This window comes from Streptomyces sp. NPDC048643, assembly GCF_040650615.1.
Classification (GTDB): Bacteria; Actinomycetota; Actinomycetes; order Streptomycetales; family Streptomycetaceae; genus Streptomyces.
In genome coordinates, this window is sequence record NZ_JBEZHO010000061.1 from 30,251 (window position 1) to 55,125 (window position 24,875).

Below are 24,875 nucleotides of genomic sequence, written 5' to 3' on the forward strand. Positions count from 1 at the left end.
CTCGGTCAGCGATGCGCGACCCACAAGGAGAACCTCGTGGCCGGGTGCACCGGGTCGCTCACACTATCCGCCCAGTTCAGCGTCGAGCCACGAGCGTGACAAATTCAACGTCCCTACAACCGGGCAATCCGCCCTATTTCTCAGAGACTTCTTAGCTCAGCTGTTCCCCACCTTGGCGCGCGCTTTACCCGCAGGCGTCCTCGGCCGCTGTGTTACCCCGGAAAGTCGGCGCCGGATCAGGCGTTCCTGTAGAGGCGCCCGGCAGCAACAGCATCGACCTACCGTCGCTGTTCGACTGCGTCCGGTGACGAGAGGGGGAGTTCTCGTACGGAGTTGCGGAATGCGGGAGCGGGCCCTCGGCGGCCTTCTCCGCGGACTCCTTCGTGACCGTCACGGGCTCGTCCGTGCGCAGCCGCTCGAAGAGCTGGGTCGCCTCGGGCTCCACGAGCTGGTCCCGGTTGGCGTTCAGGGCGTACGCCGTCCGCGGCACCGTCAGGAACTGCACGTTCTGCGTGGGGATGTTCCGCATGCCGCGCACCAGGTCGTACAGGCCGCGCAGGCTCGCGAGCCCCGGGTCGGTGGTGAGCGACGAGGTGGCCGCGTCCAGGACCGGATACAGCTTCGCCGGGTTCAGCAGGACGTCGTTGCTGCGCACCTTGTTGACGAGCGCGCCGAGGAACCGCTGCTGGCGGTCCATGCGGTCGGTGTCGCTGCCGTCGCCGATGGTCTTGCGGGCGCGGACGTAGCCCAGCGCCTGCTCGCCGTCGAGCACGACCTTGCCCGCGGGCAGCCGCAGCTTCGCCGCCTTGTCGTCGATGGGCTTCTTCAGGCACACCTCGACGCCGTCCACCGCGTCGACCATGTCCTTGAAGCCGTGGAAGTCCACCACCATGTGATGGTCGACGCGGATGTTCGTGAGCCTCTCGACGGTCCGGATCGTGCAGGCCGAACCACCCACCTGGAACGCGTAGTTGAACATCGCGAACATGGGCTCGGTACGGGTGCCGTCCGGGCGCCGGCAGCCCGGCACGTCCACCATCAGGTCGCGGGGCAGCGACATGGCGGTGGCGGTGCGCCGGTCCGCCGCGAGGTGCAGCAGGATCGTGGTGTCGGAGCGCTCGGTCCCGGAGTCGCGGCCGTACTTCTTGTTCCCGGCGCCCGAGCGCGAGTCCGACCCGATCATCAGGATGTTCTGCGCGCCGCGCACCAGCGCCGTGGGCCGTTCCTTCTCGTACCGGGCGAGCTCGGCCGCCGCGTCGTCGTCGGCCGTGATGTTCCCGTTCAGCTTCTCGTAGACCACCCAGCCGGCCACCCCCGCGCCGAGCACCACCACGGCCACGCCGATCGCGGTGTAGCGCAGCCAGCGTCTGCGCCGGCGTATCAGCCCGGTCCCGGTGGGCGACGCTCCCGGCACCGGCCCCTCCGGACGTCCGGAGGGAGTGCCTTCGGAGTCGGTCACGTCGGAATCCACCACCCCTCCTGGTGTACGAGCGTGTCTGCTGCTCCTACGACCATGTCCCGAAGTGGCTGGTGAGGGGGGCCGGTGATGGGCCGAACGGGCGACGGCCCCGGGTCCCCGGGGCCGTCGGGCACGCGCTAGCGGGCCGTCGCCGTCACGCGCTCGCTCTCGATCCGCTGCGCGAGGCGGTCGTCCCCCAACTGGTCCAGGTGGCGGCACAGCACCACCGAGCCGCCGGTGGCGAGCGGTGCGTAGAGGCCCGCGGACAGGCCCTCCCAGGTCTCGTACGGGAGCGCGGACAGGATCCGCGAGCCGGGTCCCGTCAGATCCAGCCCGGGAGCGTCGGAGCGGGCCTGCTCGACGACCTCCGCGCCGGTGTAGGCGGCTCCGGCGACGATCAGCGCCGGCTCCTCGGGGTCGACCGGAGCGTACGGCGCGAACCGGTCGCCCTGGCTCGGCACCTCCACCGCGTAGTCGGCGTACCCCGGGGGCGGGGCCGGGAAGCGTCGGCCGAGCGGGGCGAGGGACAGCGCGATCCGTTCGCCGGAGCAGGCGAGCCCGTCCTCGAACCGGCCCGGCCCCGCGACGACGTGGTCCGCCGCGGCCGGGTCACCGCCGATGTCCGCGACGACACCCGCCGAGGAGCAGGCGAGCAGCCACACGGCCGTCTGCCAGTGCGCGGGCAGCAGCAGCGCGACGCGCTCGCCGGGTTCGGCGGACAGTTCGCCCTGTAGCAGGTTGGCCGTCTTGGCCACCCAATTGGCGAAGGTGGCCACGGACAATTCGACGCGTTCACCCGTCGCGTCGTCGTAGAAGGTCACCAGGGGGCGCGCCGGATCCGTGGAGAGCGCGGATCGCAGCAGGTCGGCGGGGGTGCGGTCGGTGGCGTTCACGCGCGCAAGCGTACGCGGGGACGCCACGCGGCACGGACGGCGCGAGCCACCGGTTCGGCGGAGCGCGTCCGACGGTCCGTCAATTCCGCGATGGACAGATATGTATGACTATGTCCAAGATCAGGGGCATGCGTGGATTCCTTGCTTCCTCGGTCGGCGTCACCTGCGCGGCCGCTCTCGCCCTTCCGCTCGCCCTGCCCGCTCCGGCACAGGCCGGGCCGTCGGCGGTGACGTCCGAGACCTCCGTCCCCGGCAGCACCCAGTCCCTGCCCCTCGTCCCCCTGTCCGGCGACCGCGCCCTCGGAGCCGCCGCACCCGAACAGGGCCTCGGTCGCCGGGACGCCCGGCCCTTCTCCCTGGTCGGCGTCATCTGGGACGATCCGGGCAGCGAGCTGCGCGGCCGTGTCCAGGTCCGCACCCGGGCGGCCGGCACCGGCCACTGGTCGGGCTGGCAGGACGTCGACACCCACAACCACGAGCACGGCGCCGACCCCGACACCGCCGAGGGCGCCTCACGGCGCGTGCGTGGCGCCACCGCCCCGCTGTGGGTCGGCGCCTCGGACGGCGTCGAGGTCCGCGTCGACGCTGACGGGCCGCCCCGCGAGGCACCCGAGGGCGGGGAGCGCGCGGGCACGGCCCCGGACACCCCGCTCCCCAGAGGCCTGCACCTCGAACTGATCGACCCCGGCGGACCGCCGGGCCGTGCGGACGTCCACGCGGCCGACCGGGCCGGGGGCGCGCATCCCGCCACGCGCGCCGGGAGCGTACGCGCGGGCGCCTCGGACGAGGTCCCGGCCGCCGACGCCACCGAGATCGGCGCGCTCACCCAGGAGGAGACGGAGCGCGCGTACCTGTCCGCGGACTCCGCGGTACAGCGCGTGAAGCCGTACATCGGCGCACGCCCGCGCATCATCACCCGCAAGGGCTGGGGCGCGAACGAGAAGCTGCGCGAGCGCGGCTTCGTCTACACGAAGAAGGTCAAGGCGGCCTTCGTGCACCACACGGCGTCGGGCAACAACTACAGCTGCTCCCAGGTGCCTTCGGTCATCCGCAGTATCTACCGCTACCACGTGGTGAGCAGCGGCTGGCGTGACATCGGCTACAACTTCCTCGTCGACAAGTGCGGAAACATCTACGAAGGCCGGGCCGGGGGCGTCGCGAAGGCGGTCCTGGGCGCCCACACCCTCGGCTTCAACACGAACAGCATGGGGATCGCCGTCCTCGGCACCTTCCAGAACACGAAGCCGACCGACGCGTCGCTCAAGGCCATCGCCCGTCTGACGGCCTGGAAGCTGGGTCTCTACGGTGGCAATCCGCGTGGCAAGACATACCTGAAGTCGGGCGGTGGCAATCTCTACCGAAAGGGAAAGAACGTACGACTGAATGTGATCTCCGGCCATCGGGACGGGTTCGCCACGGAGTGCCCCGGACGGCTGCTCTACGGCAAGCTCGGCTCGGCACGGAAGACGGCGGCCCGCTACCAGGGCCGGTAGGCAGGGCCCGGAACCGGCGGCGCCGGCACCGCCCGGCCGGCCGGGGATCACCTGACGTCACGAGCACGGCCCCTCGACGGAGACCGCACGGCCATCGAAGGCGCCATCGAACAGTCTGCATACACTGGCCGGCCGGAACACAGTTCGGCCGGTCCCGGCAGGAAGCAGAGACGACAGGTGACAGAAGCGATCCTCCTGGTCGGCGGCAGAGGCACCCGGCTGCGCCCCCTCACGGTGCACACGCCCAAGCCGATGGTGCCCGCGGCCGGAGTCCCCTTCCTGACGCATCAGCTGGCGCGGGCCCGCGCGGCGGGCGTCGAGCACATCGTGCTGGCGACGTCCTACCTCGCCGAGGTCTTCGAGCCGTACTTCGGCGACGGCTCCTCGCTGGGCCTCCACCTCGAGTACGTCACCGAGGAGGAGCCGCTCGGCACCGGCGGCGCCATCCGCAACGTGGCGTCCCGGCTCCGCTCGGGCCCCGACGAACCCGTCCTGATCTTCAACGGCGACATCCTCACCGGGCTGGACATCCCGGCCCTGGTGGCGACCCACGAGACGACGGGCGCGGACGTCTCCCTGCACCTCACCCGTGTCGAGGACCCGCGCGCGTTCGGGCTGGTCCCCACGGACTCCACCGGCCGCGTCACCGCGTTCCTGGAGAAGCCGCAGACCCCCGAGGAGATCGTCACCGACCAGATCAACGCGGGGGCGTACGTCTTCCGCCGCTCGGTCATCGACACCATCCCCGAGGGCCGTCCCGTCTCCGTCGAGCGCGAGACGTTCCCGGAGCTGCTGGCCACCGGCGCCCACCTCCAGGGCATGGTGGACTCCACGTACTGGCTGGACCTGGGCACCCCGCAGGCGTTCGTCCGCGGCTCCGCCGACCTCGTCCTCGGCCGCGCCCCGTCCCCGGCGGTCCCCGGCCGCTGCGGCGACCGCCTGGTCCTGCCGACGGCCACGGTCGCCCCCGACGCCAAGCTCACCGGCGGCACGGTCGTCTGCGAGGGCGCCCGGATCGGCGAGGGTGCCCGGATCTCCGGCAGCACGATCCTCGCCGGAGCGGTCGTCGAGCCCGGCGCGGTCGTCACGGACTCCCTCGTCGGCCTCGGCGCCCGCATCGGCGAACGCACGATCCTCACGGGCGCGGTCATCGGCGACGGCGCGACCGTCGGCCCCGACAACGAACTCCGCGACGGAGTCCGCATCTGGTGCGACGCCCACATCCCCGCGGGAGCACTCCGCTTCTCGTCGGACCAGTAGAAGAACGAGCAGAGGAAAGAGGGCGCAGCCGGAGGGACCAGCCCCACCCCTCCGGCGCTCGCAATCTTTCAGCTCCTCCGGTGCTCGCGACATTTCAGCCCCTCCGGCGTTTGAGGAGCGGGGTCTGGGGCGGAGCCCCAGGTACGGGAAGGGCAGGGGCGGAGGGGGCGAAAAACCGCTGTGCCCGAGCCGAGCAAGGATCCCCGGCCCACGGGAAGCCAGGCAAAGGTGGCGGACCCCGGGGACACCAGGGAAGCCGGGCGGACGAAGCCGAAGGCGAGGCACGCCTAGAGCTTCCCGATGTCACCCCGGGGCATCTTGGGCACGCGCCGCGCAGGCGTCCGCCCCGACAACAGGATCAGCCGAGCCGCCCGATGCCGCTGCCCGGCATAGGGCTCCAGCAACTCCAGCATCAAGGCGTCGTCCGCGTCCCGGTCCCCCACCAGCGCGTACCCCACGATCCCCGGCAGATGAAGATCCCCCACGGTCACGGCATCGGCCGCACCGTGACTGCGCTGCACGACCTCCGCGGAGGTCCAGGGCCCGATCCCGGACACCAGCTCCAGCCGCTCCCGCGCCCGCACGGGATCGAGCCGCACGGCCTCCTCCAGCCGGGGAGCGACCCGCACGGCCCGCAGGACGGTGGACGCCCGCTTGTCGTCGACACCGGCGCGGTGCCACTCCCAGGACGGGATCAGCGCCCAGGTCCGGGGCGCCGGCATCACGTACATCCGCTCGGGCGCGGGCCCCGGCGCGGGCTCGCCGAACTTCCGGACGAGCAGCCGCCACGCCCGGTACGCCTCGTCGGTGGTGACCTTCTGCTCCAGGACGGACGGGATCAGCGACTCCATGACGAGCCCGGTCCGCACCAGCCGCAGCCCCGGCCGCCGATGCCGGGTGACCGCGACGAGGCGGTGCCGGGGTTCGAAGGCGTCGGGATCGTCGGCAGCGCCGAGCAGTTCGGGGAGCCGGTCGAGCAGCCAGTCGGCGCCGGGCCCCCAGGCCTCGCCCCGGGCCGTTCCGCCGCGCAGCGTCACGCGCAGGGTGCCGGGCCCGGCGGGCGTGCGGCAGACCCGCCACACGGAGCCGTCGGGTGTCGTACGGAACGTCGGATCGCCGGGGCCGCGACGCAACGGCCCGAGCACCAGCCCGAGGTCGAGCGGTCCGTCGGGGGCCCAGGTGCGGACGCGGGCGGGCTCGGTGGCCTGTCGCGGCACTCCGCCGGGCACCACGACGTGCCCGCCGCGCACGGTCGTGCGCGTCGGCCGGGGAGCGAAACGTCCAGCCACGGATGAGGTCCTAGGGGTGCTCGGGGTGCCCTACGAGGGTAGGCGCTCGCGTGGCCGAAAACGCACCGTTCGCGAGACCACCCACCGGACGCGACCCACCGCGCCGCACGGGTCCACGGCCCGGCCGGGCACCGTGCGGGTCACCCGCTCCGCGCAGCGCCCCTCACCGCACCTCGAGGAACGCCTCCGCGTCCCGCGCCGGGCGGTCCCGGGGTTCCTCCGCCGCGTGGCCCACGGCCACCGCGCCCATCGGGTCCCAGCTCGCCGGCAGGTCCAGCGCCTCGCGGACGACGTCACGGCAGAACATCGTCGACGACACCCAGGCCGAGCCGAGCCGCTCACCGGCCAGGGCGACCAGGAAGTTCTGCACGCCCGCCCCGGTGGCGACCACGAACATCTCGCGCTCGGCGCCGTCCCGCCGGGCGTCGCCGTACGTGTGGGAGCCGTCCATGACCAGGCACGGCACCACCAGATACGGCGCGTCGCGCAGCACGTCGCCGCGGCGGACCCGCTTGGCGACGGACTCCTCGCTCTTCCCGTCGGCCCGCAGGTCGGCGATCCAGGCGTCCCGCATGGCGTCGAGCAGCCGCGTCCGCGACTCCTGCGACTCCAGGAGCACGAACCGCCAGGGGGTGGTGTGGTGCGGGGCGGGGGCGGTCACGGCCGCGGCGACCGCCCGGCGCACGGCACCGGGGTCGACGGGCTCGTCCGTGAAGGCCCGGACCGTACGCCGCTGGGTGACCGCTTCCCGCACGGCCTCCGAGGTGCCGAGCCGGAACATGTCGTCGCGGGCGCCCCGGACGATGGCCCGAGCCCCTTCGCCGTCGCCCTCGGCCACCAGGTGGGCGAGTCCGCGCACGACGGCGACGGGCAGCCCGGAGGCCTTGCCCTTGACGAGGTCACCGGCGGCGGCGAGTTCGTCGGCCGTGGCGACGACGGTCGCGCTGAGCGGATTGCCGTGCGCGTCGGTGCCGCCGCGCAGGTCGTCCAGCACATGGACGCCCGCCGCGCCGATGGCGACGTCGGTGAGCCCGGTGCGCCAAGGGCGCCCGAAGGTGTCCGTGACGACGACGCCGACGTCGACCCCGAGGGTGTCCCGCAGCCCGTCGCGGATCGCCCGCGCGGACGCGTCGGGGTCCTCGGGCAGCAACAGCACGGTGCCGGCGGGTGTGTTGGAGGCGTCGACGCCGGCGGCGGCCATCACGAGCCCCTGCCGGTTCTCGACGATCCGCAGCGCGCCGCGGCGCGCCACGACCCGGACGGTCTCGGCGTCGATGGCCGCCTCGCGGTCGGCGGCCTCGACGATCCGGCCCTCCGCCTTGGAGACGATCTTGGAGGTGACGAGGAGCACGTCCCCGTCGGCCAGGCCCGGCCCGGCGGCCGCGATGAGCTTCGCGAGGTCGTCGCCCGGGCGCACCTCGGGCAGTCCGGCCGGCGCCCAGACCCGGTAACCGGGCGGGGCCTGCTCCGCCGGCTCTCCCTGTCCGGCGGGTCCCGGCGTGTCCGCCGCATGGTTCGGGGTGGTCACGGAGTCCGTACCTCCTCCGCCAGGGCGAGCGCCTCACGGGCCATCCGGGCCGTCGCGTCGAGGTCGGTCATCATCAGCGGGATGGCCCGGCAGCGGATGCCGGCGCTCTCGACGCGCTCCACCACCGAGGCGTCCACGGTGTCGACGAGCCAGCCGTCCAGGAGTCCCGAGCCGTAGTGCTCGGCGACCGCGGCGGCGGTGGACTCGACGCCGACCGCGGCGAGCACCTTGTCGGCCATGCCGCGCACGGGCGCGTCGCCGACGATGGGGGAGAGGCCGACCACGGGCACGCCCGCCTCGGCGATCGCCTCGCGGATGCCGGGCACGGCGAGGATGGTGCCGACGGAGACGACGGGGTTGGACGGCGGGAAGAGGATGACGTCGGCCTCGCCGATGGCTTCGAGGACCCCGGGGGCCGGCTTGGCCTGCTCGGCACCCACCGGCACGATCGCCTCGGCCGGCACGGAGGCCCGCAGCCGCACCCAGTACTCCTGGAAGTGGACCACCTTGCGCTCGCCGGCGCCTCCGGCCGCGTCGCCGTCCGGCAGGGTGACGGCGACGTGCGTCTCGACGCGGTCGTCCGACATGGGGATGAGCCGCACGCCCGGCTTCCACCGGTCGCAGAGCGCCTCGGTCACGGCGCTGAGCGGATAGCCCGCGCCGAGCATCTGCGTCCGCACGATGTGCGTCGCGAAGTCGCGGTCGCCGAGCCCGAACCACTCCGGTCCGACCCCGTACGCCGCGAGCTCCTCCTTCAGATGGAAGGTCTCGTCGGCACGACCCCAGCCCTGTTCCTCGTTGATGCCGCCGCCGAGCGTGTACATCACCGTGTCGAGGTCCGGGCAGACCTTCAGCCCGAAGAGGTGGATGTCGTCGCCGGTGTTGCCGATGACCGTGATGTCCGCGTCCGGGACGGCCCGCTGGAGACCACGCAGGAACCGTGCACCACCGATACCGCCTGCCAGAACCACAATGCGCATGGGGTTCAGTCTTGCAGGCGGCGACGACAACGTGTCAGCCGGTCACGCCACCTCGGCCCCGGCGGGCGTGCCGTCCGGCGCCACGCTCTCGGCGACCGCGCAACGCGCCGCGTGCATCGGCATCTCCGTGAGACCCGGGTAGTAGACGTGCAGGCTGACGGCTCCTTCGAGCGAGTCGTTGACGACCTCGTGGGTGTAGCCGGGCGCGAACACCCGCTGCGCGCCGGAGCCCAGGGCGCGTGTGCCGCGCTCCGTGCGCTCGGTCAGCGCGCCGTCGAGGACGGTCAGTACGCCGGAGGAGCCGCCGTGGTCGTGCAGCCCGCTGCCCTGTCCGGGCACCCAGGACAGCAGCCAGACCTCGTAGCCGGGTCCGGTGCGCAGCCGGTGGTACCAGCGTGAGGTGGCGTCGTACTCGACGAGGTGCTCCCACTGGGAGCGGTCGGCGGCGATGGAGCGCGCCATGCCGACGAAGTCGGCCACGGTGACGGGGTGTTCGCGCGGCGGCTGGAGCAGGTGCGGTACTTCGAGGATGTCGCCGGCGATCTGGAGGTCGCTGTCGCTGTTCATGGGTGCGGTGGTTCCTCGGCAGGAGAGTGCTGGGGTGTCGCTGGCCGTTTCCGCCCGGGTCGCGAGCGGGGGTTCACGCCCGGGTGACGGGCGGGAGGGGAGTGCCCTGGTGCGGGCGGTCGCCCGGAGGGGGCGGTGGTTCGCCTCAGTGGCGGCGAGGCAGCCGGAGCGCGGTAGGGCTCAACAGCTGGAACAGCAACAACAGCTACAGCGGACGTGGGCAGCACCGTGGGACCCGGCGGTGCGGGTCGAGGTGGATGCCAAGTTCGCGAGCATGCCCATAAGGTCACCGGTTCACACCCCTACTGTCAACTTCATGTCCGATATGTGGGGGATGTTTCACCTCATCCGGTTCATCTGGCAGGCGAAAGGTTTGTTCACCCGCCTCCCCGGACACATGGCGCACAACCGGGCGCACAAACCTCAGCGCGAGCCCGTGATCCCCATGTGATCAGGTTCGCTTCGAGGTCGGCGTCGGAACGCGATCGAACTCCTGGCCGTCTTCCCCCGTAACGGGAGTGGACGTCGGGCCGGACCCCTTGGGCTGTCAGGGTTTATGCCGATTTGAACACTTTCCGCATAGCCTTGGTTCCGCAGAGTGAATAAGGGGCCCAATAGCAGATCTCGGCTTGACTGGCCCGGATCGGCACACTTGTAATTTCACTCGTGTCGTTCAGCCGAAATCGGTGACGACAGCATCACGGGGACGCGAAAGACAGACGAGGGGCGCACATGACCGAGCTGGTGCAGCAACTGCTGGTCGACGACGCGGACGAGGAACTCGGCTGGCAGGAGCGCGCGCTGTGCGCCCAGACCGACCCCGAGTCCTTCTTCCCCGAGAAGGGCGGCTCCACCCGCGAGGCCAAGAAGGTCTGCCTCGCCTGTGAGGTCCGCTCCGAGTGCCTCGAATACGCGCTCGCCAACGACGAGCGGTTCGGCATCTGGGGCGGTCTGTCGGAGCGGGAGCGGCGCCGTCTCAAGAAGGCCGCCGTCTGAGCGACCGCCTGAGGGGCGCTCGTACGAAGAGGGACGCTGTCCGAAAACAGTCGCACGGAAATGCGTACGGAAAACAGCCGCACGCACGCGTGGGAGCCGCTGACCAATCGGCACACACGCTCACGTAACGAACGGCCCGTCGCACGTGGGTTATCCACAGGCGGCGGGCCGTCGTCCTGCCCAGCCGTTAGTGTGGGCCCTCGTCCGAGACGTCCCGCTGTCCCCGCCGGACACAGACGTCCACCGCAGTCCATCGAACCGGGGCCCGTACCTCGATGTCCGTGCACAGCCATTCGGCAGCCCGTCACGACGCAGCTGCCGCCCCTGAGTTCCCGCGCCACGTGGTGACCGCGGTGCTCGTCTCCCACGACGGCGCCCGCTGGCTCCCCGAGGCGCTCGCCGGGCTGCTCGGCCAGGAGCGCCCCGTGCAGAACGCGGTGGCGGCCGACACCGGCAGCGCGGACGACTCCGCCCAGCTGCTCACCGACGCCCTCGGAGCCGACCACGTCCTGCACCTCGCCCGCCGCACGGGATTCGGCCAGGCCGTAGAGGAGGCGACCCGCACCGCCGGTCTGCTGACCCCGGACGACCTGCCCTACCTGAAGCGGCCGAGCGGCTGGGACCCGGTCACGCGCAGCTGGCGCGACGACGCCTACGACCTGCCGGACCTTCCGTACGGCGAGCCCGAGCAGTGGCTCTGGCTGCTGCACGACGACAGCGCCCCGGAACCCGACGCCCTCGCGCACCTGCTGCGCGTCGTGGAGAACGAACGCGAACTGGGCCACGAGGTCGCCGTCGTCGGCCCCAAGCTCCGCGGCTGGTACGACCGCCGACAGCTCCTCGAGGTCGGCGTCACCATCGCCAACTCCGGCCGCCGCTGGACCGGTCTCGACCGCCGCGAGCAGGACCAGGGACAGCACGACCACGTCCACCCGGTCCTCTCCGTCTCCACCGCCGGCATGCTCGTCCGCCGCGACGTCTTCGAGGAGCTCGGCGGCTTCGACCGCCGGCTGCCCCTGATGCGCGACGACGTCGACCTGTGCTGGCGGGCCCAGGCCGCCGGCCACCGCGTCCTCGTCGCCCCAGAAGCGGTCGTACGGCACGCCGAGGCCGCCTCCCGCGAGCGCCGCACCGTCGACTGCGTGGGCCGCACCTCCGCGTCCCCGCACAAGGTCGACAAGGCGGGCGCCGCCTACACCCTCCTCGTCAACGCCCGCACCGCGCAGCTCCCCTGGATCCTGGTCCGCCTCGTCCTCGGCACCCTGCTGCGCACCGTCGCCTACCTCGTGGGCAAGGTCCCCGGCCAGGCCGTCGACGAGATCCGCGGCCTGCTCGGCACCCTGCTGCGCCCGGAGCGGATCATCGCCGGGCGGCGCAGGCGCGGCCGTCCCCAGGTCGACAAGGGCGAACTGCGCCCGCTGTTCCCGCCGCCCGGCGCGACCGTGCGGGCCACCGTCGAGCAGGTCGCCGGCAATCTGGTGGGCCGCTCCGACGCCGAAGTGACCACGGGCGCCGGCCGGCACGGCGGCGCCGTCGAGTCCGGACCCGGCGGCGACGACGGCGACTTCCTGGAGATCGAGCAGTTCGTCCGGCTCAAGCGCATCGCGCGCAACCCCGGCCCGATGGTCTTCCTGGTCCTCCTGTTCGTCTCGCTCCTCGCCTGCCGCGCCCTGCTCGGCGGCGGAGCCCTCGCGGGCGGCGCGCTGCTGCCCGCACCGTCCGACGCCTTCGAGCTCTGGTCGCGCTATGTCGACGGCTGGCATCCGGTCGGCGCGGGCGACACCCAGGCCGCCCCGCCCTACCTCGCGCTCGTCGCGATGCTGGCCTCCGTCCTCCTCGGCTCCACCGGACTCGCGGTCACCGTGCTCCTCGTGGCGTCCGTGCCGCTGGCCGGCTTCGCCGCCTACTTCGCCTCGCGCCCGCTGGTCGAGTCCCGCCTGCTGCGCGCCTGGGCCTCCGTCGCCTACGCCTTCCTGCCCGCCGCCACCGGCGCGCTGGCCGGCGGCCGCATCGGCACGGCCGTCCTCGCGATCCTGCTGCCGCTCATCGCGCGCGCGGGCGTCGCGGCGAGCGGTCTCGCGCACTCCTCGGGGGCGCGCGGCAGCTGGCGCGCCACCTGGGCCTACGCCCTGCTGCTGACGTTCACCACGGCGTTCACGCCGATCGTCTGGCCGATCGCGCTGATCCTCGGCCTCGCGCTCCTCGCCGTGCGCCGCAGGGAACTGTCCGCCTACGGGCCGCGCTTCCTCGCCCAGCTCGGCACCCCGCTGCTGGTCCTCGCCCCCTGGTCGCTCACGCTGCTGCCGTTCGGCTTCTTCAAGGAAGCCGGCCTGGAGTACGGAGCGAGCGCGGCCTCCGCGCTCGACCTGCTCGGCGCGAGCCCCGGCGGCCCGGGCACGGTCAGCGGCCTGATGCTCTTCGGTGTCGTGCTCGCCGCACTCGCGGCCCTGCTGCGCACCGAGCGCCAGGCGGGGATCAGGACCGCCTGGATCGTCGCCCTGGTGGCGCTCGTCCTCGCGGTCCTGTCCAACAGCTCCACCTGGGCCGGCCCCGCCACTCTCGTCTACGGCCTCGCGCTGCTCTCCGCCGCGGCCGTCGGAGCCGACGGAGCCCGCGCGCGCGTGGCCGAGCAGAGCTTCGGCTGGCGCCAGCCGGTCGCCGCGCTCATCGCCTTCGCCTGCGCCGCGGGCCCCCTGCTCATCGCCGCCGGATGGATCATCGGCGGCGCCGACGGACCCGTGGAGCGCCGCGACCCGGTGCAGGTGCCCGCGTTCGTCGCCGAGGAGAGCGGTACCCGCGACCAGGCCCGCACCCTCGTCCTCGACAGCCGCTCCGCCGCCCAGGTCGGCTACACGCTCGTCCGCGGCTCCGGCGCCCGCCTCGGCGACGCCGAACTGGCGTCGGCGGGCGGCGAGAACAAGAAGCTCGACAAGGTCGTCGCCAACCTCGTCGCGGGCTCCGGCGCCGACCAGGCCGACGAGCTCGGCGGTTTCGCCGTGCGGTACGTCCTGGTCCGCAAGGGCGCGCCCCGCGAGGTGAGCCGCGTCCTGGACGCCACCCCCGGCCTGACCCGGCTCAGCCAGCAGGACGGCAGCGCCCTGTGGCGCGTCAACCGGCAGGTCTCGCGCGCCGCGATCGTCCCCGCCTCCGGTGAACCGCAGTCCATCGCCGCCGGACCGGTCGAGGTGCACACCACCGTCCCGACCGGCGCCGACGGCCGCGTCCTGCGGCTCGCCGACAGCGCCGACCCGGGCTGGACGGCCACCCTGGACGGCAAGCCCCTCACCCGCACCACGGTCGACGGCTGGGCGCAGGGCTTCGAACTGCCCTCGGGCGGCGGCCGGCTGGACGTCACCTTCGACGCCCCGCTGAGCCACACCGCCTGGCTGTGGGCCCAGGGCGCGCTCGCCCTCGTCCTCGTGGTGCTCGCCCTGCCGGGCCGCCGCCGGGACGTCGACGACGACCTCCCCGAGGAGCGGGCCGTGCCCGCCCAGGACGCCACGGGAGACGGCCGCCGAGCCCGCCGTCTGCGCGCCCAGGCGGAGGCCGAGGCCGAGGGATCCGACGAGGACCTCGACGGCGTGTCCGCCCTCGACCAGGAGGTCCCGGCCGGCGCCGTCCCGCACCAGCAGACGCACGGCGAGTGGGACACCCCGAGCTACGCGGGCGCCGAGTACGGCACGTACGGCGCCGAGCAGTACGACGGCACGGGGGAGTACGCGACGGGCGGCTACCAGCAGCCGTACCAGGCGGACCCCTACCAGGGCGGCCAGTACGACCCGTACGCGTACGGCGGCACGACCCCCTACGACCCGGCGTACGGCCAGGGCTACGACGCGAACGGTCAGCCGTACGACGCCCACGGCCAGGGCTACGGCACGGGCGAGCAGGGCTACGACCCGGCCTACGACCCCACGCAGCCCCCGCCGCACGGCACCGACAGCGAGCGCCCCGACGGGAGCCAGCAGTGAACCGCACCACCCTGTCCCTGATCGCCGGCGCGACGGCGCTCGCCGCCGTCACCGGATTCGCCACGCTGCAGTCGCCGGACGCCTCCGGAGACGACACGGCACGGGCGGCCGCGCGACTGCCCGTCGAGCGCACCAGCCTGCTCTGCCCGCAGCCGAGCACCTCCGACATCGCCGACACCGCGTACACGTCGTTCACCCCCGTCGCGGACGGCGCGGGCGCGGGCGGCAAGGCCGAACTGACGGCGGCCACCGAGGAGTCGGACGGCGGCAAGAAGAGCGGCGGCAAGGCGTCCAAGCCCGTCGTGCGGGTCAAGGAGCCGGGCAAGCCCGCGACCGGTGACGCCTCGGGTTCTCAGGCACCCGCGCTGGTCGGCACCGCGGAGGGCAAGTTCGCGCCCGGCTGGACGGTCCAGGAGACCACCGACGTCGCCGTGGGCACCGGACGCGGCCTGCTCGGCACCAACTGCACAGCCCCGGACACCGAGTTCTGGTTCCCGGGCGCCAGTACCGCCGACGACCGCACCGACTATGTGCACTTGACCAACCCGGACGACTCCGCGGCCGTCGTCGACATCGACCTGTACGGCAAGGACGGCACCCTCAAGTCCACGGTGGCCGACGGGATCACGGTCCAGCCGCACGCGAGCGAGCCGATCCTGCTGAACACGCTGACCGGCGACCCGCAGACCAACCTCACGGTGCACGTGACGGTCCGCAGCGGCCGTGTCGGTGCCGCCGTACAGGCGCTGGACGACAAGATCGGCGGCGACTGGCTGGCCGCCTCCGCCGACCCCGCCGGCAGCCTCGTCCTGCCGGGCATCCCCAAGGACGCCACCTCCGTCCGCCTGGTCGCCTTCGCGCCCGGCGACACGGACGCCGACCTGAAGGTCCGCCTCGCCTCGCCCACGGGCCTGATCACGCCGGCGGGCCACGAGACGCTGCACGTGAAGGCCGGCATGACCTCCGCCGTCGACCTCGGGGACGTCACCCGCGGCGAGGCGGGCTCCCTGGTGCTCACGCCCAGCGACGCCTCCGTCCCGGTCGTCGCCGCCCTGCGGGTGGTGCGCGGCAAGGGCGACCGGCAGGAGACCGCGTTCATCCCGGCCACCGCCCCCGTCGGCACGCGCGCGACGGCGGCCGACAACAGCGCCAAGGGCTCCACCCTCGCCGTCACCGCGCCCGGCAAGGGGGCCACGGTCAAGGTCACCGCGTCCGCGGGCAGCGGCGGCGGCACGGCGGTGTCGAAGACGTTCACCATCAAGGCCGGCACCACGCAGAACGTCGAGGCACCGGTCCCGAGCGGCCTCAAGGGCACCTACGCCCTCACCGTCGAGCCGGTCTCCGGAGGCCCCGTCTACGCGTCCCGGATGCTGGCCTCGACGCAGGACGGCGTTCCCGCGTTCACCGTCCAGACCCTCCCGGACGACCGGGGCACGGTCTCGGTGCCTGAGGCGGACCAGGACCTCTCGGTGCTGCTCGACAAGTGAGGCGGGGCGGGTGACCGCGTACGGGTGATCTCCGGCCGATGACGCGGCCGGGGTGATCCCGCCCTCGGCTCAGTCCTCGCCGTACCGGGGATCGACCGTCTCGGGAGTCAGCCCCAGCAGCTCCGCGACCTGTTCCACGACGATCTCGTGCACCAGGGCGGCCCGCTCGTCGCGGCCCTTCGTGCGGATCTCGACCGGTCGGCGGTAGACCACCACGCGCGCGGGACGGCCCTCGCGTGCGGCGACCGTGCCCCCCAGGGGCACCGCCTCGTCGCTCCACCCCTCGCCCGAGCCCTCCAGGCGCGGCACCTCGAGGACCATGAAGTCGATGTCGGCGAGCTGCGGCCAGCGTCGCTCCAGCCGCTCCACGGAGTCCTGCACCAGGTCCGCGAACACTTCGGCGCGGCTCGCCGCGAGCGGCACCTGGGGAGGCGCCACGGGGCCGCGCATGCCGCGGCCATGGCGGTCACGACGGCGGGGACCGGCTGATGCGGCGGGGGGCGGTACGGGGTTGTCCATCACTGACGAAGAGTAGTCCCCGCCCGGCCCGGCCGCCCGGCCCCACGCTGCGCCGGATCATCGCCCCACCGGCCGACGCCCGGTGATCCGGCCTCTGTTCCGGATGTCGCCCGATGACCATTCCGGCCAAGGTCGGGCTCGATTCCGTATCCCTCCAGGACCGTCGCTGACATGGCAATTGACATGATTTGCACCAAGTGGTGACCGGATTCAGGTCTGTTCGGTGTCCCCGGCGGTGATGTCCCCCCAGGTCAGGGGGTGATGATCGAAAAGAGGTGTGGGCGGTCTCACAGGACGACACGGTGGGGTGACCTGGGGGAGAGTCGTCGCGGCCCGCTCAAGAGTGCGGTACCGTCCAACGTCGTGAGCCCTGTACGTCGCTGTTCGCGCACCGCTTGCGGCCGTCCCGCCGTCGCGACGCTGACGTACGTCTACGCCGACTCGACCGCGGTCCTCGGCCCGCTCGCCACCTACGCCGAACCCCACTGCTACGACCTGTGCGCCGAGCACTCCGAGCGCCTCACCGCGCCGCGCGGCTGGGAGGTCGTCCGGCTCGCCGACTCCTCGGGTCCCGCCCGTCCGAGCGGTGACGACCTGGAGGCGCTGGCGAACGCGGTGCGCGAGGCGGCCCGCCCGCAGCGGCGCACGGCCGAAGCCGGTGGAGGCAGCGCTCGCTCGGCCGACCCGATGGAGGTCGCACGCCGCGGCCACCTGCGGGTTCTCCGCTCGCCCGACAACTGAGCGCCCCTCCCCGTCCCGCCACCCGCCTCTCGCGGCCGCCCCGAACACCCCGGCGCCCGGCACGCGCGCGGAGAGCCGGCGTCCGCTCGTGGCTCCTCCCGCCCCCGGCTCCGTCATGCCGCGGGCACCCGTTCCGGGCGCAGTGCCCGGCGAGCGCGTCCCCTCGTCGATTCCACCGGGCCGCGCACACCCATTGACGCGAAGTTGTCGCGGACACGACGATTCCGTACGGCCGTGAGAAACCGCTTTCGCATCACGGAATCCCGGGGAGGCACCCGTGTACGTCCAGGAGCTGGAACCCGTCGCCGACTCGCTCGGCCTGTCCGCCCTCGTGGCCGCCCTGCCCCTCGTCGTCGTGCTGGTCCTGCTCGGCGGTGTCCGCATGAAGGCCCACCTGGCGGGTCTGACCGGCCTGCTGGCGGCCGCGCTGGTCGCCTGCCTCGCCTACGGCATGCCGGTCGGTCAGACGCTCTCCAGCGCCGCCCAGGGCGCGGTGTTCGGCCTCTTCCCCATCCTGTGGATCGTCGTCAACGCCCTGTGGGTCTACCGGATGACCGTCCGCACCCGGCACTTCGACATCCTGCGCCGCTCCTTCGGGCGACTCTCGGACGATCCGCGCATCCAGGCGCTCGTCGTCGCGTTCTGCTTCGGCGCGCTCCTCGAAGCCCTCGCCGGTTTCGGCGCACCCGTCGCGATCTGCTCGGTGATGCTGGTCGCCCTCGGCTTCGACCCCGTCCGCGCGGCCGTCGTCGCCCTCGTCGCCAACACCGCCCCGGTCGCCTTCGGCGCGATGGGCACACCGGTCGTGACGCTCGCCCAAGTCACCGGTCTGCCCCTGGACTCGGTGGCCTCCGTGGTGGGCCGGCAGACCCCGTTGCTCGCGCTGATCGTGCCCCTGGTGCTGGTCGGTCTGGTCGACGGCAGACGCGGACTCCGGGATACCTGGGTGCCCGCCCTGGTGTGCGGAGTCGCCTTCGCCGCCGCCCAGTTCACCGTCTCCAACTACCTCTCCGCGCAACTCGCCGACATCGCCGCCTCCTTGGCCGGCGCCGCAGCCCTGGTCGCCGTGCCGCGCACACGTGTGCCCGCCACCGAGTCCGTACGGGCGTCGGTCCTCACCGGCACCCGCAGCGAGGACCTCGACGAGCGGGACCCGCGCCGCGAAGTCCTGCGCGCCTACGCCCCGTACGCCCTGATCGTCGTGATCTTCTCGGTCGCGCAGATCCCGGTGGTGAAGGACTGGCTCGCGGGGGCGACCCGGACGTACGACTGGCCCTTCCTGGACGTCGTCGGCCCGGACGGCAAGCCGGTGGGCGGGAACGTCTTCACCTGGCCGATCGTGGCGACCGGCGGCACGCTCGTCCTGATCGCCGGACTGTGCACCGCCGTCGTGCTCGGGGTGCACGCGCGCGTGGCGGTACGGGAATGGCTGGCGACCGTCCCCGAGTTGAGGTTCGCGATCCTCACCGTGACGTCCGTGCTGGCACTCGCCTACGTCATGAACCTCTCCGGACAGGCCGCCACCATCGGCCAGTTCGTGGCGGCCGCCGGGGCCGGGCTGGCCTTCCTGTCACCCGTCCTGGGCTGGTTCGGCGTCGCCGTGTCCGGCTCCGACACCTCGGCAAACGCCCTCTTCGGTGCCCTCCAGGTGAGCGCCGCGAAGGAGTCGGGACTGTCGCCCGAACTCCTCGCCGCCGCCAACAGTTCGGGCGGAGTCCTCGGCAAGATGATCTCGCCCCAGAACCTGACGATCGCCTGCGCGGCGGTCGGGCTCGCCGGCCGGGAGGGCGACCTGCTGCGCAAGGTGCTGCCCTGGAGCCTCGGACTCCTGCTGGTGATGTGTCTGATCGTGGTCGGACAGAGTTCACCGGTGCTGTCCTGGATGCTGCCGTGAGCCGCTCGTGGACCCGTACCGGGGCCGACCCGTCCCCTCCCGGTCGGGAAGGGACGCTTCCGCAGGTCGCGGTTGTGTTCCACCGCGGCTCGGTACGGCACCCCGTCGGCCCGGAAGGGTAGTTTGGGCCGACCGAAGTGGACTTCTGGAGGGTTGGCCCGTGACTGCTGATCTGTCGCAGCTCGTGAAGGCGTACGACGTGCGCGGGGTGGTCCCGGACCAGTGGGACGAGCCGCTGGCCGAGCTGTTCGGTGCCGCCTTCGTCCAGGTGACCGGAGCCGACGCCATCGTGATCGGGCACGACATGCGGCCCTCCTCGCCCGGACTGTCCCGGGCCTTCGCGCGCGGAGCCGCCGCCCGCGGTGTCGACGTCACAGAGATCGGCCTCTGCTCGACGGACCAGCTCTACTACGCCTCGGGCGCGTTCACTCTGCCCGGCGCCATGTTCACCGCCTCGCACAACCCGGCCCGGTACAACGGCATCAAGATGTGCCGGGCGGGCGCGGCCCCCGTCGGCCAGGACACCGGCCTGTCCGAGATCCGCCGGCTCGCCGAGTCCTGGCTCGACTCCGGTGCCCCGGCCCCGGCCCCGGCCTCGGACGCGACGCCCGGCACGATCACGAGCCGCGACACGTTGGAGGACTACGCGGCCTACCTCCGCTCGCTCGTCGACCTGACCTCCATCCGCCCCCTGAAGGTCGTGGTCGACGCGGGCAACGGCATGGGCGGACACACCGTCCCGACCGTCTTCGCCGGGCTGCCGCTGGAGCTCGTCCCGATGTACTTCGAGCTGGACGGCACCTTCCCCAACCACGAGGCCAACCCGCTCGACCCGGCGAACCTCGTGGACCTCCAGAAGCGTGTCCGCGAGGAGGGCGCCGACCTCGGCATCGCCTTCGACGGCGACGCCGACCGCTGCTTCGTCGTGGACGAGCGGGGCGAGCCGGTCTCCCCGTCCGCGATCACCGCGCTGGTGGCCGCCCGCGAACTCGCCAAGCACGGCGGCGGCACCGTCATCCACAACCTCATCACCTCCTGGTCGGTCCCCGAGGTCGTCCGCGAGCACGGCGGCACCCCGGTCCGCACCCGCGTCGGCCACTCCTTCATCAAGGCCGAGATGGCCACCTCCGGCGCGATCTTCGGCGGCGAGCACTCCGCCCACTACTACTTCCGCGACTTCTGGAACGCCGACACGGGCATGCTGGCCGCCCTCCACGTCCTCGCCGCGCTCGGCGGACAGGACGGCCCGCTCTCCGGGCTCGTCGCGGAGTACGACCGCTACTCCGGCTCCGGCGAGATCAACTCCACCGTCGACGACCAGGCCGCCCGCCTCGCCGCCGTCCGGGCCGCCTACGAGGGCCGTGAGGGCGTCACCATCGACGAACTCGACGGCCTGACGGTCACCACCGAGGACGCCTGGTTCAACGTCCGCCCCTCCAACACCGAACCCCTCCTCCGCCTCAACGCCGAGGCCCGCGACGAGACGACGATGACGAAGGTCCGCGACGAGGTGCTGGCCATCATCCGGGGCTGAGGTATCCCGCCCGGCGTGCCACGGGCGCGCCGGGCCCTCGCGGACACGAGGTGCGTACACGCCGGAACCCCCGGACATGCCCCGTCCGGCGCGGCCCGCGCGCCTGACGAACAGGCCCCCGCGCCCCCGCGCCGGGCTCCCCGCAGCGGTACCCTGACCAGGCCGCATCCACTGTTTCGGAAGGACACCCCATGCCGCTCGAAGCCGGCCTCCTGGAGATCCTCGCCTGCCCGGCCTGCCACGCCCCGCTCAAGGAGCAGGAGACCGAGCTGATCTGCACCGGAGCGGACTGCGGCCTCGCCTACCCGGTCCGCGACGGCATCCCCGTCCTCCTGGTCGACGAGGCCCGCCGCCCCGCCTGACCGGCACGGCCGCCCGCACGGGAGGCCCCCGCGGCGCCGTCCCCGTCCGCACGGGCGGGCCGACGGCGCGGCAACCGACATCCCCCTCGACAAGCGACGACAAGCGACCGCGCCGCCGTCGTCCGCACGGGACACCGGCGACGCCCGTCCCGCACGGCGACCGGCGCCGCGACCGGCCGGTCCCCGGTCCGACCCAGCGCCGCTCGACAACCCGCGCGAGCGACCCCGTGCACGCGACACCGGCGGGCCGGCGCGCAGACGCCGCCCCGGCGATCGGAGGCTCCCGACCCCATGCTCGACGAATCGCTGCTCGACGACCCCGACGCACTCGCCCGGGCCGACCGGCGGGCCCTGCTCCGCGGCGCGGCCGAGGCCGGCGCCCGGGTGCGCACCGCGGTCCGGCACGCCGCCGAGGCCGGGATCTCCGAGCTCAAGCCGGACGGCCGCCCGCGCGCCGTCCTGATCGCCGGGCCCGGCATGGCCGCCACCGGCGTCGCCGAACTCCTCGGCACCCTCGCCGGAGCGAGCTGCCCCGTCACCCGGCTCACCCCCCTGGGCGTCGCCCCCGCCTCGGGCGCCCTGCGCTGGGAGCTGCCCGGCTGGGCCGGCCCCGTCGACCTCCTGCTGATCGCCACCCCCGACGGCAGCGAACCCGGCCTGGACCTCCTCATCGAGTCGGCCTACCGGCGCGGCAGCACCGTCGCCGCCGTGGCCCCCGCCGGCTCCCCCCTCTCCGGCTGGGTGGCAGGCATCCACGGCCTCTTCGTCCCGATGGCGACCGCCCCGTACGAACCGGAGGAACCGATCGCGGCCTCCGCGCCCGGCGTCCTGTGGGCGCTGCTCACCCCGCTGCTCGCGCTCCTCGACCGCACCGGCCTCGTCTCCGCCCCGCCGGAGGCCCTGCAGAAGGTCGCCGACCGCCTCGACCGCGTCGCCGAACGCTGCGGCCCCGCGATCGCCGCGTACAGCAACCCCGCCAAGACCCTGGCCGTCGAACTGGCCGAGGCCCTCCCGGTCATCTGGACGGAAGGCACCTCGGCCGGACCGGCGGGCCGCCGTTTCACCGCCGCGCTCGCCGAACTCGCGGGCCGCCCCGCGCTGACCGCCGAACTTCCCGAGGCCCTCCTCTCGCACAGCGTGCTCCTCGCGGGAGCCCTCGCCGCGGGCGCGGACCCCGACGACTTCTTCCGTGACCGCGTCGAGGAGGCCCAGGCACTGCACGCGCGCGTGGTGCTGCTCCGCGACCGCCCCATCGGCGGGATCAGCGCCGCCCCCGCCGCCCGCGAACTCGCCCTCACCCACGACACCGCGATCAGCGAGCTCGAACCCGAGGAGGGCGGCGAACTGGAGACCCTCGCCGAGCTGATCGCCACCACGGATTTCGCCGCCGTTTACCTGGCGCTCGCCTCGGGGGCCTGACCTGGGTCCTGTCGTCACCACCCCGTCCGAACCCGGGGCGGGGTCCCGTGATCCGACGCCCCGGCCGCCGGGTCCCACGACCGGAACCCCGATGCCACGCCTCCCCACCGGCCCCCGCACGGAGCGGGCCGCGCAGCGCACGTATGGAGAAGAAGACACCGATGGACCGCCTCGACAACACCGTCCGCCCCTACGCCTGGGGCTCCACCACCGCCATCCCGCACCTGCTCGGTGTGGAGCCGACCGGCGAGCCGCAGGCGGAGATGTGGATGGGCGCCCACCCGGGCGCACCCTCGCGCACCGGGCGCGGTCCGCTCGACGAGGTCGTCGCCGAGGACCCGGAGAGGGAACTCGGCCGCGCCGCCGTCGCCCGGTTCGGCCCCCGCCTGCCGTTCCTCCTCAAGCTCCTCGCCGCCGGCGCCCCCCTCTCCCTCCAGGTCCACCCCGACCTCGAACAGGCTCGCGAGGGCTACGAGGACGAGGAGAGCCGCGGTGTCCCCATCGACGCCCCGCACCGCAACTACAAGGACGCCAACCACAAGCCCGAACTCATCTGCGCCCTCACCGAGTTCGACGGACTGTGCGGCTTCCGGGCCCCCGAAGAAGCGGCCGACTTCCTCGCCGCGCTCGACGTCGACGCCCTCAAGCCGTACGTCGACCTGCTGCGCGCGCACCCCGAGGAAGCAGCCCTGCGCGAGGTCCTCACGGCCGTCCTCGGCGCCGACCCCGACGAGATGGCCCACACGGTCACCGAGACCACGGCCGCCTGCGCCCGGCTCGGCGGCGACCACGCCCCGTACGCCGACCTGGCCCACCACTACCCGGGCGACCCCGGCGTCATCGCCGCGATGCTCCTCAACCACGTCCGGCTCCAGCCCGGCGAGGCCCTGTTCCTCGGCGCGGGCATCCCGCACGCGTACCTGAACGGCCTCGGCGTCGAGATCATGGCCAACAGCGACAACGTCCTGCGCTGCGGCCTGACCCCCAAGCACGTCGACGTCCCCGAACTCCTGCGCGTGGTCCGCTTCGAGGCGAGCGACCCCGGCGTCCTGCGCCCCGAGGCGTCCTCGGACGGCGAGGAGCTCTACGCGACCCCCATCGACGAGTTCCGCCTCTCCCGCTACTCCCTCGCCGAGGGCGCCGCCCCCCGCGACCTCACCCGAGACACCCCGCAGATCCTGCTGTGCACGGCGGGCTCCGTGCGCGCCGACGGCATCGACCTGACGCCCGGCCACTCGGTGTTCGTACCGGCCGGCGAAAAGGCCGAAGTGTCCGGTTCCGGCACGATCTTCCGTGCGACAGTGGTGGCCTGACGGGACGACAGCGCAGGCCTGAGGCGCCGCTGCCGGCCCGTGCTGCAAGAATGGCCCACCGCAAAGGGCGGGCAAAGCCCGGACCGGGGTACGAGGGTACGAACGGGGTCCGGACGGCGTACGAAGGGACAGCAGGAGCAGATGAGCGCTTCAGGCGGCACCAAGGCGATCGTGGCGGCACTCGGCGCCAACCTCGCGATCGCGGTAGCGAAGTTCGTGGCGTTCGCGTTCAGCGGCTCCTCCTCGATGCTCGCGGAGGGCGTCCACTCACTCGCCGACTCCGGCAACCAGGCACTCCTGCTGATCGGCGGCAAGAAGGCCCAGCGCGAGGCGACCCCGGAGCACCCCTTCGGCTACGGCCGCGAACGCTACATCTACGCGTTCCTCGTCTCGATCGTCCTGTTCTCGGTCGGCGGCATGTTCGCCGTCTACGAGGGCTACGAGAAGATCAAGCACCCGCACGCGATCGAGCACTGGTACTGGCCGGTGGGCGTCCTGGTCTTCGCGATCATCGCCGAGGGCTTCTCGTTCCGCACGGCGATCAAGGAGTCCAACCAGATCCGCGGGACGCACTCCTGGTCCCAGTTCATCCGCCGCGCCAAGGCCCCCGAGCTGCCCGTCGTCCTCCTGGAGGACTTCGGCGCGCTCATCGGTCTGGTCCTCGCCCTGTGCGGCGTCGGCATCGCCCTGCTCACCGGCGACGGCACCTGGGACGGCATCGGCACGGTCTGCATCGGTGTCCTGCTCATCCTGATCGCCCTGGTCCTCGCCGCCGAGACCAAGTCGCTGCTGCTCGGTGAGTCGGCCGGCCCGGAGAACACCGCGAAGATCGAGGCCGCGATGGTCGACGGCGACACGGTCACCCGCATCATCCACATGCGCACGCTCCACCTCGGTCCCGAGGAACTCCTCGTCGCGGCGAAGATCGCCGTCCGGCACGACGACACGGCCACCGAGGTCGCCTCCGCGATCAACGCGGCCGAGGGCCGCATCCGTGAGGCCGTCCCGATCGCCCGGGTGATCTATCTGGAGCCGGACATCTACAGCGAGGCGGAGGCCGCCAGGGGCGCCGACCGCGAGGCCACCCCCGGCGGACCGGCCCAGACGCCGTCCGACCACTGACCTCTCGTCCGTACGACGTCGGGGCCCGCCTGAGATCTCAGGCGGGCC

At 73.1% G+C, this 24,875-nt stretch carries 19 protein-coding genes; 12 read left to right on the plus strand and 7 right to left on the minus strand.

Annotated features, from left to right (window positions below):
- Nucleotides 1–184: 184 nt before the first annotated feature.
- A complete protein-coding gene (locus tag AB0C62_RS37125) occupies nt 185–1,459 on the minus strand; it encodes an LCP family protein (RefSeq protein WP_362980910.1) in 1,275 nt (424 codons plus the stop codon).
- A gap of 137 nt (nt 1,460–1,596) precedes the next feature.
- Complete coding sequence (locus AB0C62_RS37130) at nt 1,597–2,352, minus strand: TIGR03089 family protein (protein WP_362980912.1); 756 nt, start codon at nt 2,350–2,352, stop codon at nt 1,597–1,599.
- Nucleotides 2,353–2,480: 128 nt separating this feature from the next.
- Here AB0C62_RS37130 and AB0C62_RS37135 point away from each other — a divergent pair, with 128 nt between their 5' ends.
- Nucleotides 2,481–3,845, plus strand: a complete 1,365-nt coding sequence (locus AB0C62_RS37135; RefSeq protein WP_362980914.1) for an N-acetylmuramoyl-L-alanine amidase — start codon at nt 2,481–2,483, stop codon at nt 3,843–3,845.
- A 177-nt stretch (nt 3,846–4,022) separates the two neighbouring features.
- The gene (locus tag AB0C62_RS37140; protein ID WP_362980916.1) at nt 4,023–5,105 is read left to right on the plus strand and encodes an NDP-sugar synthase; all 1,083 of its coding nucleotides are present in this window, start codon (nt 4,023–4,025) and stop codon (nt 5,103–5,105) included.
- A gap of 287 nt (nt 5,106–5,392) precedes the next feature.
- Here AB0C62_RS37140 and AB0C62_RS37145 read toward each other — a convergent pair whose 3' ends face one another.
- The 4 genes from AB0C62_RS37145 to AB0C62_RS37160 form a co-directional block, all read right to left on the minus strand.
- Nucleotides 5,393–6,394: a DNA-3-methyladenine glycosylase 2 family protein gene (locus tag AB0C62_RS37145; protein WP_362980918.1), complete on the minus strand. Its 1,002-nt coding sequence runs from the start codon at nt 6,392–6,394 to the stop codon at nt 5,393–5,395.
- Nucleotides 6,395–6,557: 163 nt separating this feature from the next.
- Nucleotides 6,558–7,922 carry a coenzyme F420-0:L-glutamate ligase gene (locus AB0C62_RS37150; protein ID WP_362980920.1) on the minus strand — a complete coding sequence of 455 codons (1,365 nt, stop codon included), beginning with the start codon at nt 7,920–7,922 and terminating at the stop codon, nt 6,558–6,560.
- Nucleotides 7,919–8,902: a 2-phospho-L-lactate transferase gene (cofD, locus tag AB0C62_RS37155; protein ID WP_362980922.1), complete on the minus strand. Its 984-nt coding sequence runs from the start codon at nt 8,900–8,902 to the stop codon at nt 7,919–7,921. The genes AB0C62_RS37150 and cofD overlap by 4 nt, the downstream gene beginning before the upstream one ends.
- A gap of 42 nt (nt 8,903–8,944) precedes the next feature.
- Nucleotides 8,945–9,469, minus strand: coding sequence for a cysteine dioxygenase family protein (locus AB0C62_RS37160; protein WP_362980924.1), 525 nt, complete (start codon nt 9,467–9,469; stop codon nt 8,945–8,947).
- A 732-nt stretch (nt 9,470–10,201) separates the two neighbouring features.
- Between AB0C62_RS37160 and AB0C62_RS37165 the strand changes: the two genes are divergently transcribed.
- The 3 genes from AB0C62_RS37165 (at nt 10,202) to AB0C62_RS37175 (ending at nt 15,923) form a co-directional block, all read left to right on the plus strand.
- On the plus strand, nt 10,202–10,465 hold the full coding sequence (locus tag AB0C62_RS37165) for a WhiB family transcriptional regulator (RefSeq protein ID WP_003975777.1): 264 nt from the start codon (nt 10,202–10,204) through the stop codon (nt 10,463–10,465).
- 275 nt (nt 10,466–10,740) lie between these two features.
- Nucleotides 10,741–14,436, plus strand: coding sequence for a glycosyltransferase (locus tag AB0C62_RS37170; RefSeq protein WP_362980927.1), 3,696 nt, complete (start codon nt 10,741–10,743; stop codon nt 14,434–14,436).
- Entirely contained in the window at nt 14,433–15,923 is a 1,491-nt protein-coding gene (locus AB0C62_RS37175) for a DUF5719 family protein (RefSeq protein WP_362980929.1), read from the plus strand. The genes AB0C62_RS37170 and AB0C62_RS37175 overlap by 4 nt, the downstream gene beginning before the upstream one ends.
- Nucleotides 15,924–15,992: 69 nt before the next feature.
- On the opposite strand, the gene AB0C62_RS37180 is transcribed toward AB0C62_RS37175, so the two are convergent.
- Nucleotides 15,993–16,442 (minus strand): metallopeptidase family protein, encoded by a 450-nt coding sequence (locus AB0C62_RS37180; protein ID WP_362980952.1) that lies wholly within the window; start codon nt 16,440–16,442, stop codon nt 15,993–15,995.
- 261 nt (nt 16,443–16,703) lie between these two features.
- On the opposite strand from AB0C62_RS37180, the gene AB0C62_RS37185 reads away from it, so the two are divergent.
- The 7 genes from AB0C62_RS37185 (at nt 16,704) to AB0C62_RS37215 (ending at nt 24,827) form a co-directional block, all read left to right on the plus strand.
- The gene (locus tag AB0C62_RS37185) at nt 16,704–17,183 is read left to right on the plus strand and encodes a DUF3499 domain-containing protein (RefSeq protein ID WP_362980931.1); all 480 of its coding nucleotides are present in this window, start codon (nt 16,704–16,706) and stop codon (nt 17,181–17,183) included.
- 277 nt (nt 17,184–17,460) lie between these two features.
- Nucleotides 17,461–19,077 (plus strand): L-lactate permease, encoded by a 1,617-nt coding sequence (locus tag AB0C62_RS37190; RefSeq protein WP_362980933.1) that lies wholly within the window; start codon nt 17,461–17,463, stop codon nt 19,075–19,077.
- A 160-nt stretch (nt 19,078–19,237) separates the two neighbouring features.
- Nucleotides 19,238–20,611 (plus strand): phosphomannomutase/phosphoglucomutase, encoded by a 1,374-nt coding sequence (locus AB0C62_RS37195; RefSeq protein ID WP_362980936.1) that lies wholly within the window; start codon nt 19,238–19,240, stop codon nt 20,609–20,611.
- A gap of 191 nt (nt 20,612–20,802) precedes the next feature.
- Complete coding sequence (locus AB0C62_RS37200; protein WP_078943765.1) at nt 20,803–20,973, plus strand: Trm112 family protein; 171 nt, start codon at nt 20,803–20,805, stop codon at nt 20,971–20,973.
- A gap of 291 nt (nt 20,974–21,264) precedes the next feature.
- On the plus strand, nt 21,265–22,392 hold the full coding sequence (locus AB0C62_RS37205) for an SIS domain-containing protein (RefSeq protein ID WP_362980938.1): 1,128 nt from the start codon (nt 21,265–21,267) through the stop codon (nt 22,390–22,392).
- 161 nt (nt 22,393–22,553) lie between these two features.
- Complete coding sequence (gene manA, locus AB0C62_RS37210; RefSeq protein WP_362980940.1) at nt 22,554–23,705, plus strand: mannose-6-phosphate isomerase, class I; 1,152 nt, start codon at nt 22,554–22,556, stop codon at nt 23,703–23,705.
- A gap of 141 nt (nt 23,706–23,846) precedes the next feature.
- Nucleotides 23,847–24,827 (plus strand): cation diffusion facilitator family transporter, encoded by a 981-nt coding sequence (locus tag AB0C62_RS37215; protein WP_362980942.1) that lies wholly within the window; start codon nt 23,847–23,849, stop codon nt 24,825–24,827.
- The last annotated feature ends 48 nt before the right edge of the window (nt 24,828–24,875 follow it).

Excerpts from the sequence above, each read along its gene's own strand:
- AB0C62_RS37135 (WP_362980914.1), top strand. The coding sequence starts at position 2,481 with ATGCGTGGATTCCTTGCTTCCTCGGTCGGCGTCACCTGCGCGGCCGCT.
- cofD (WP_362980922.1), bottom strand. The coding sequence starts at position 8,902 with ATGCGCATTGTGGTTCTGGCAGGCGGTATCGGTGGTGCACGGTTCCTG.
- AB0C62_RS37160 (WP_362980924.1), bottom strand. The coding sequence starts at position 9,469 with ATGAACAGCGACAGCGACCTCCAGATCGCCGGCGACATCCTCGAAGTA.
- AB0C62_RS37165 (WP_003975777.1), top strand. The coding sequence starts at position 10,202 with ATGACCGAGCTGGTGCAGCAACTGCTGGTCGACGACGCGGACGAGGAA.
- AB0C62_RS37170 (WP_362980927.1), top strand. The coding sequence starts at position 10,741 with ATGTCCGTGCACAGCCATTCGGCAGCCCGTCACGACGCAGCTGCCGCC.
- AB0C62_RS37180 (WP_362980952.1), bottom strand. The coding sequence starts at position 16,442 with ATGGACAACCCCGTACCGCCCCCCGCCGCATCAGCCGGTCCCCGCCGT.
- AB0C62_RS37185 (WP_362980931.1), top strand. The coding sequence starts at position 16,704 with ATGATCGAAAAGAGGTGTGGGCGGTCTCACAGGACGACACGGTGGGGT.
- AB0C62_RS37200 (WP_078943765.1), top strand. The coding sequence starts at position 20,803 with ATGCCGCTCGAAGCCGGCCTCCTGGAGATCCTCGCCTGCCCGGCCTGC.
- AB0C62_RS37205 (WP_362980938.1), top strand. The coding sequence starts at position 21,265 with ATGCTCGACGAATCGCTGCTCGACGACCCCGACGCACTCGCCCGGGCC.
- manA (WP_362980940.1), top strand. The coding sequence starts at position 22,554 with ATGGACCGCCTCGACAACACCGTCCGCCCCTACGCCTGGGGCTCCACC.
- AB0C62_RS37215 (WP_362980942.1), top strand. The coding sequence starts at position 23,847 with ATGAGCGCTTCAGGCGGCACCAAGGCGATCGTGGCGGCACTCGGCGCC.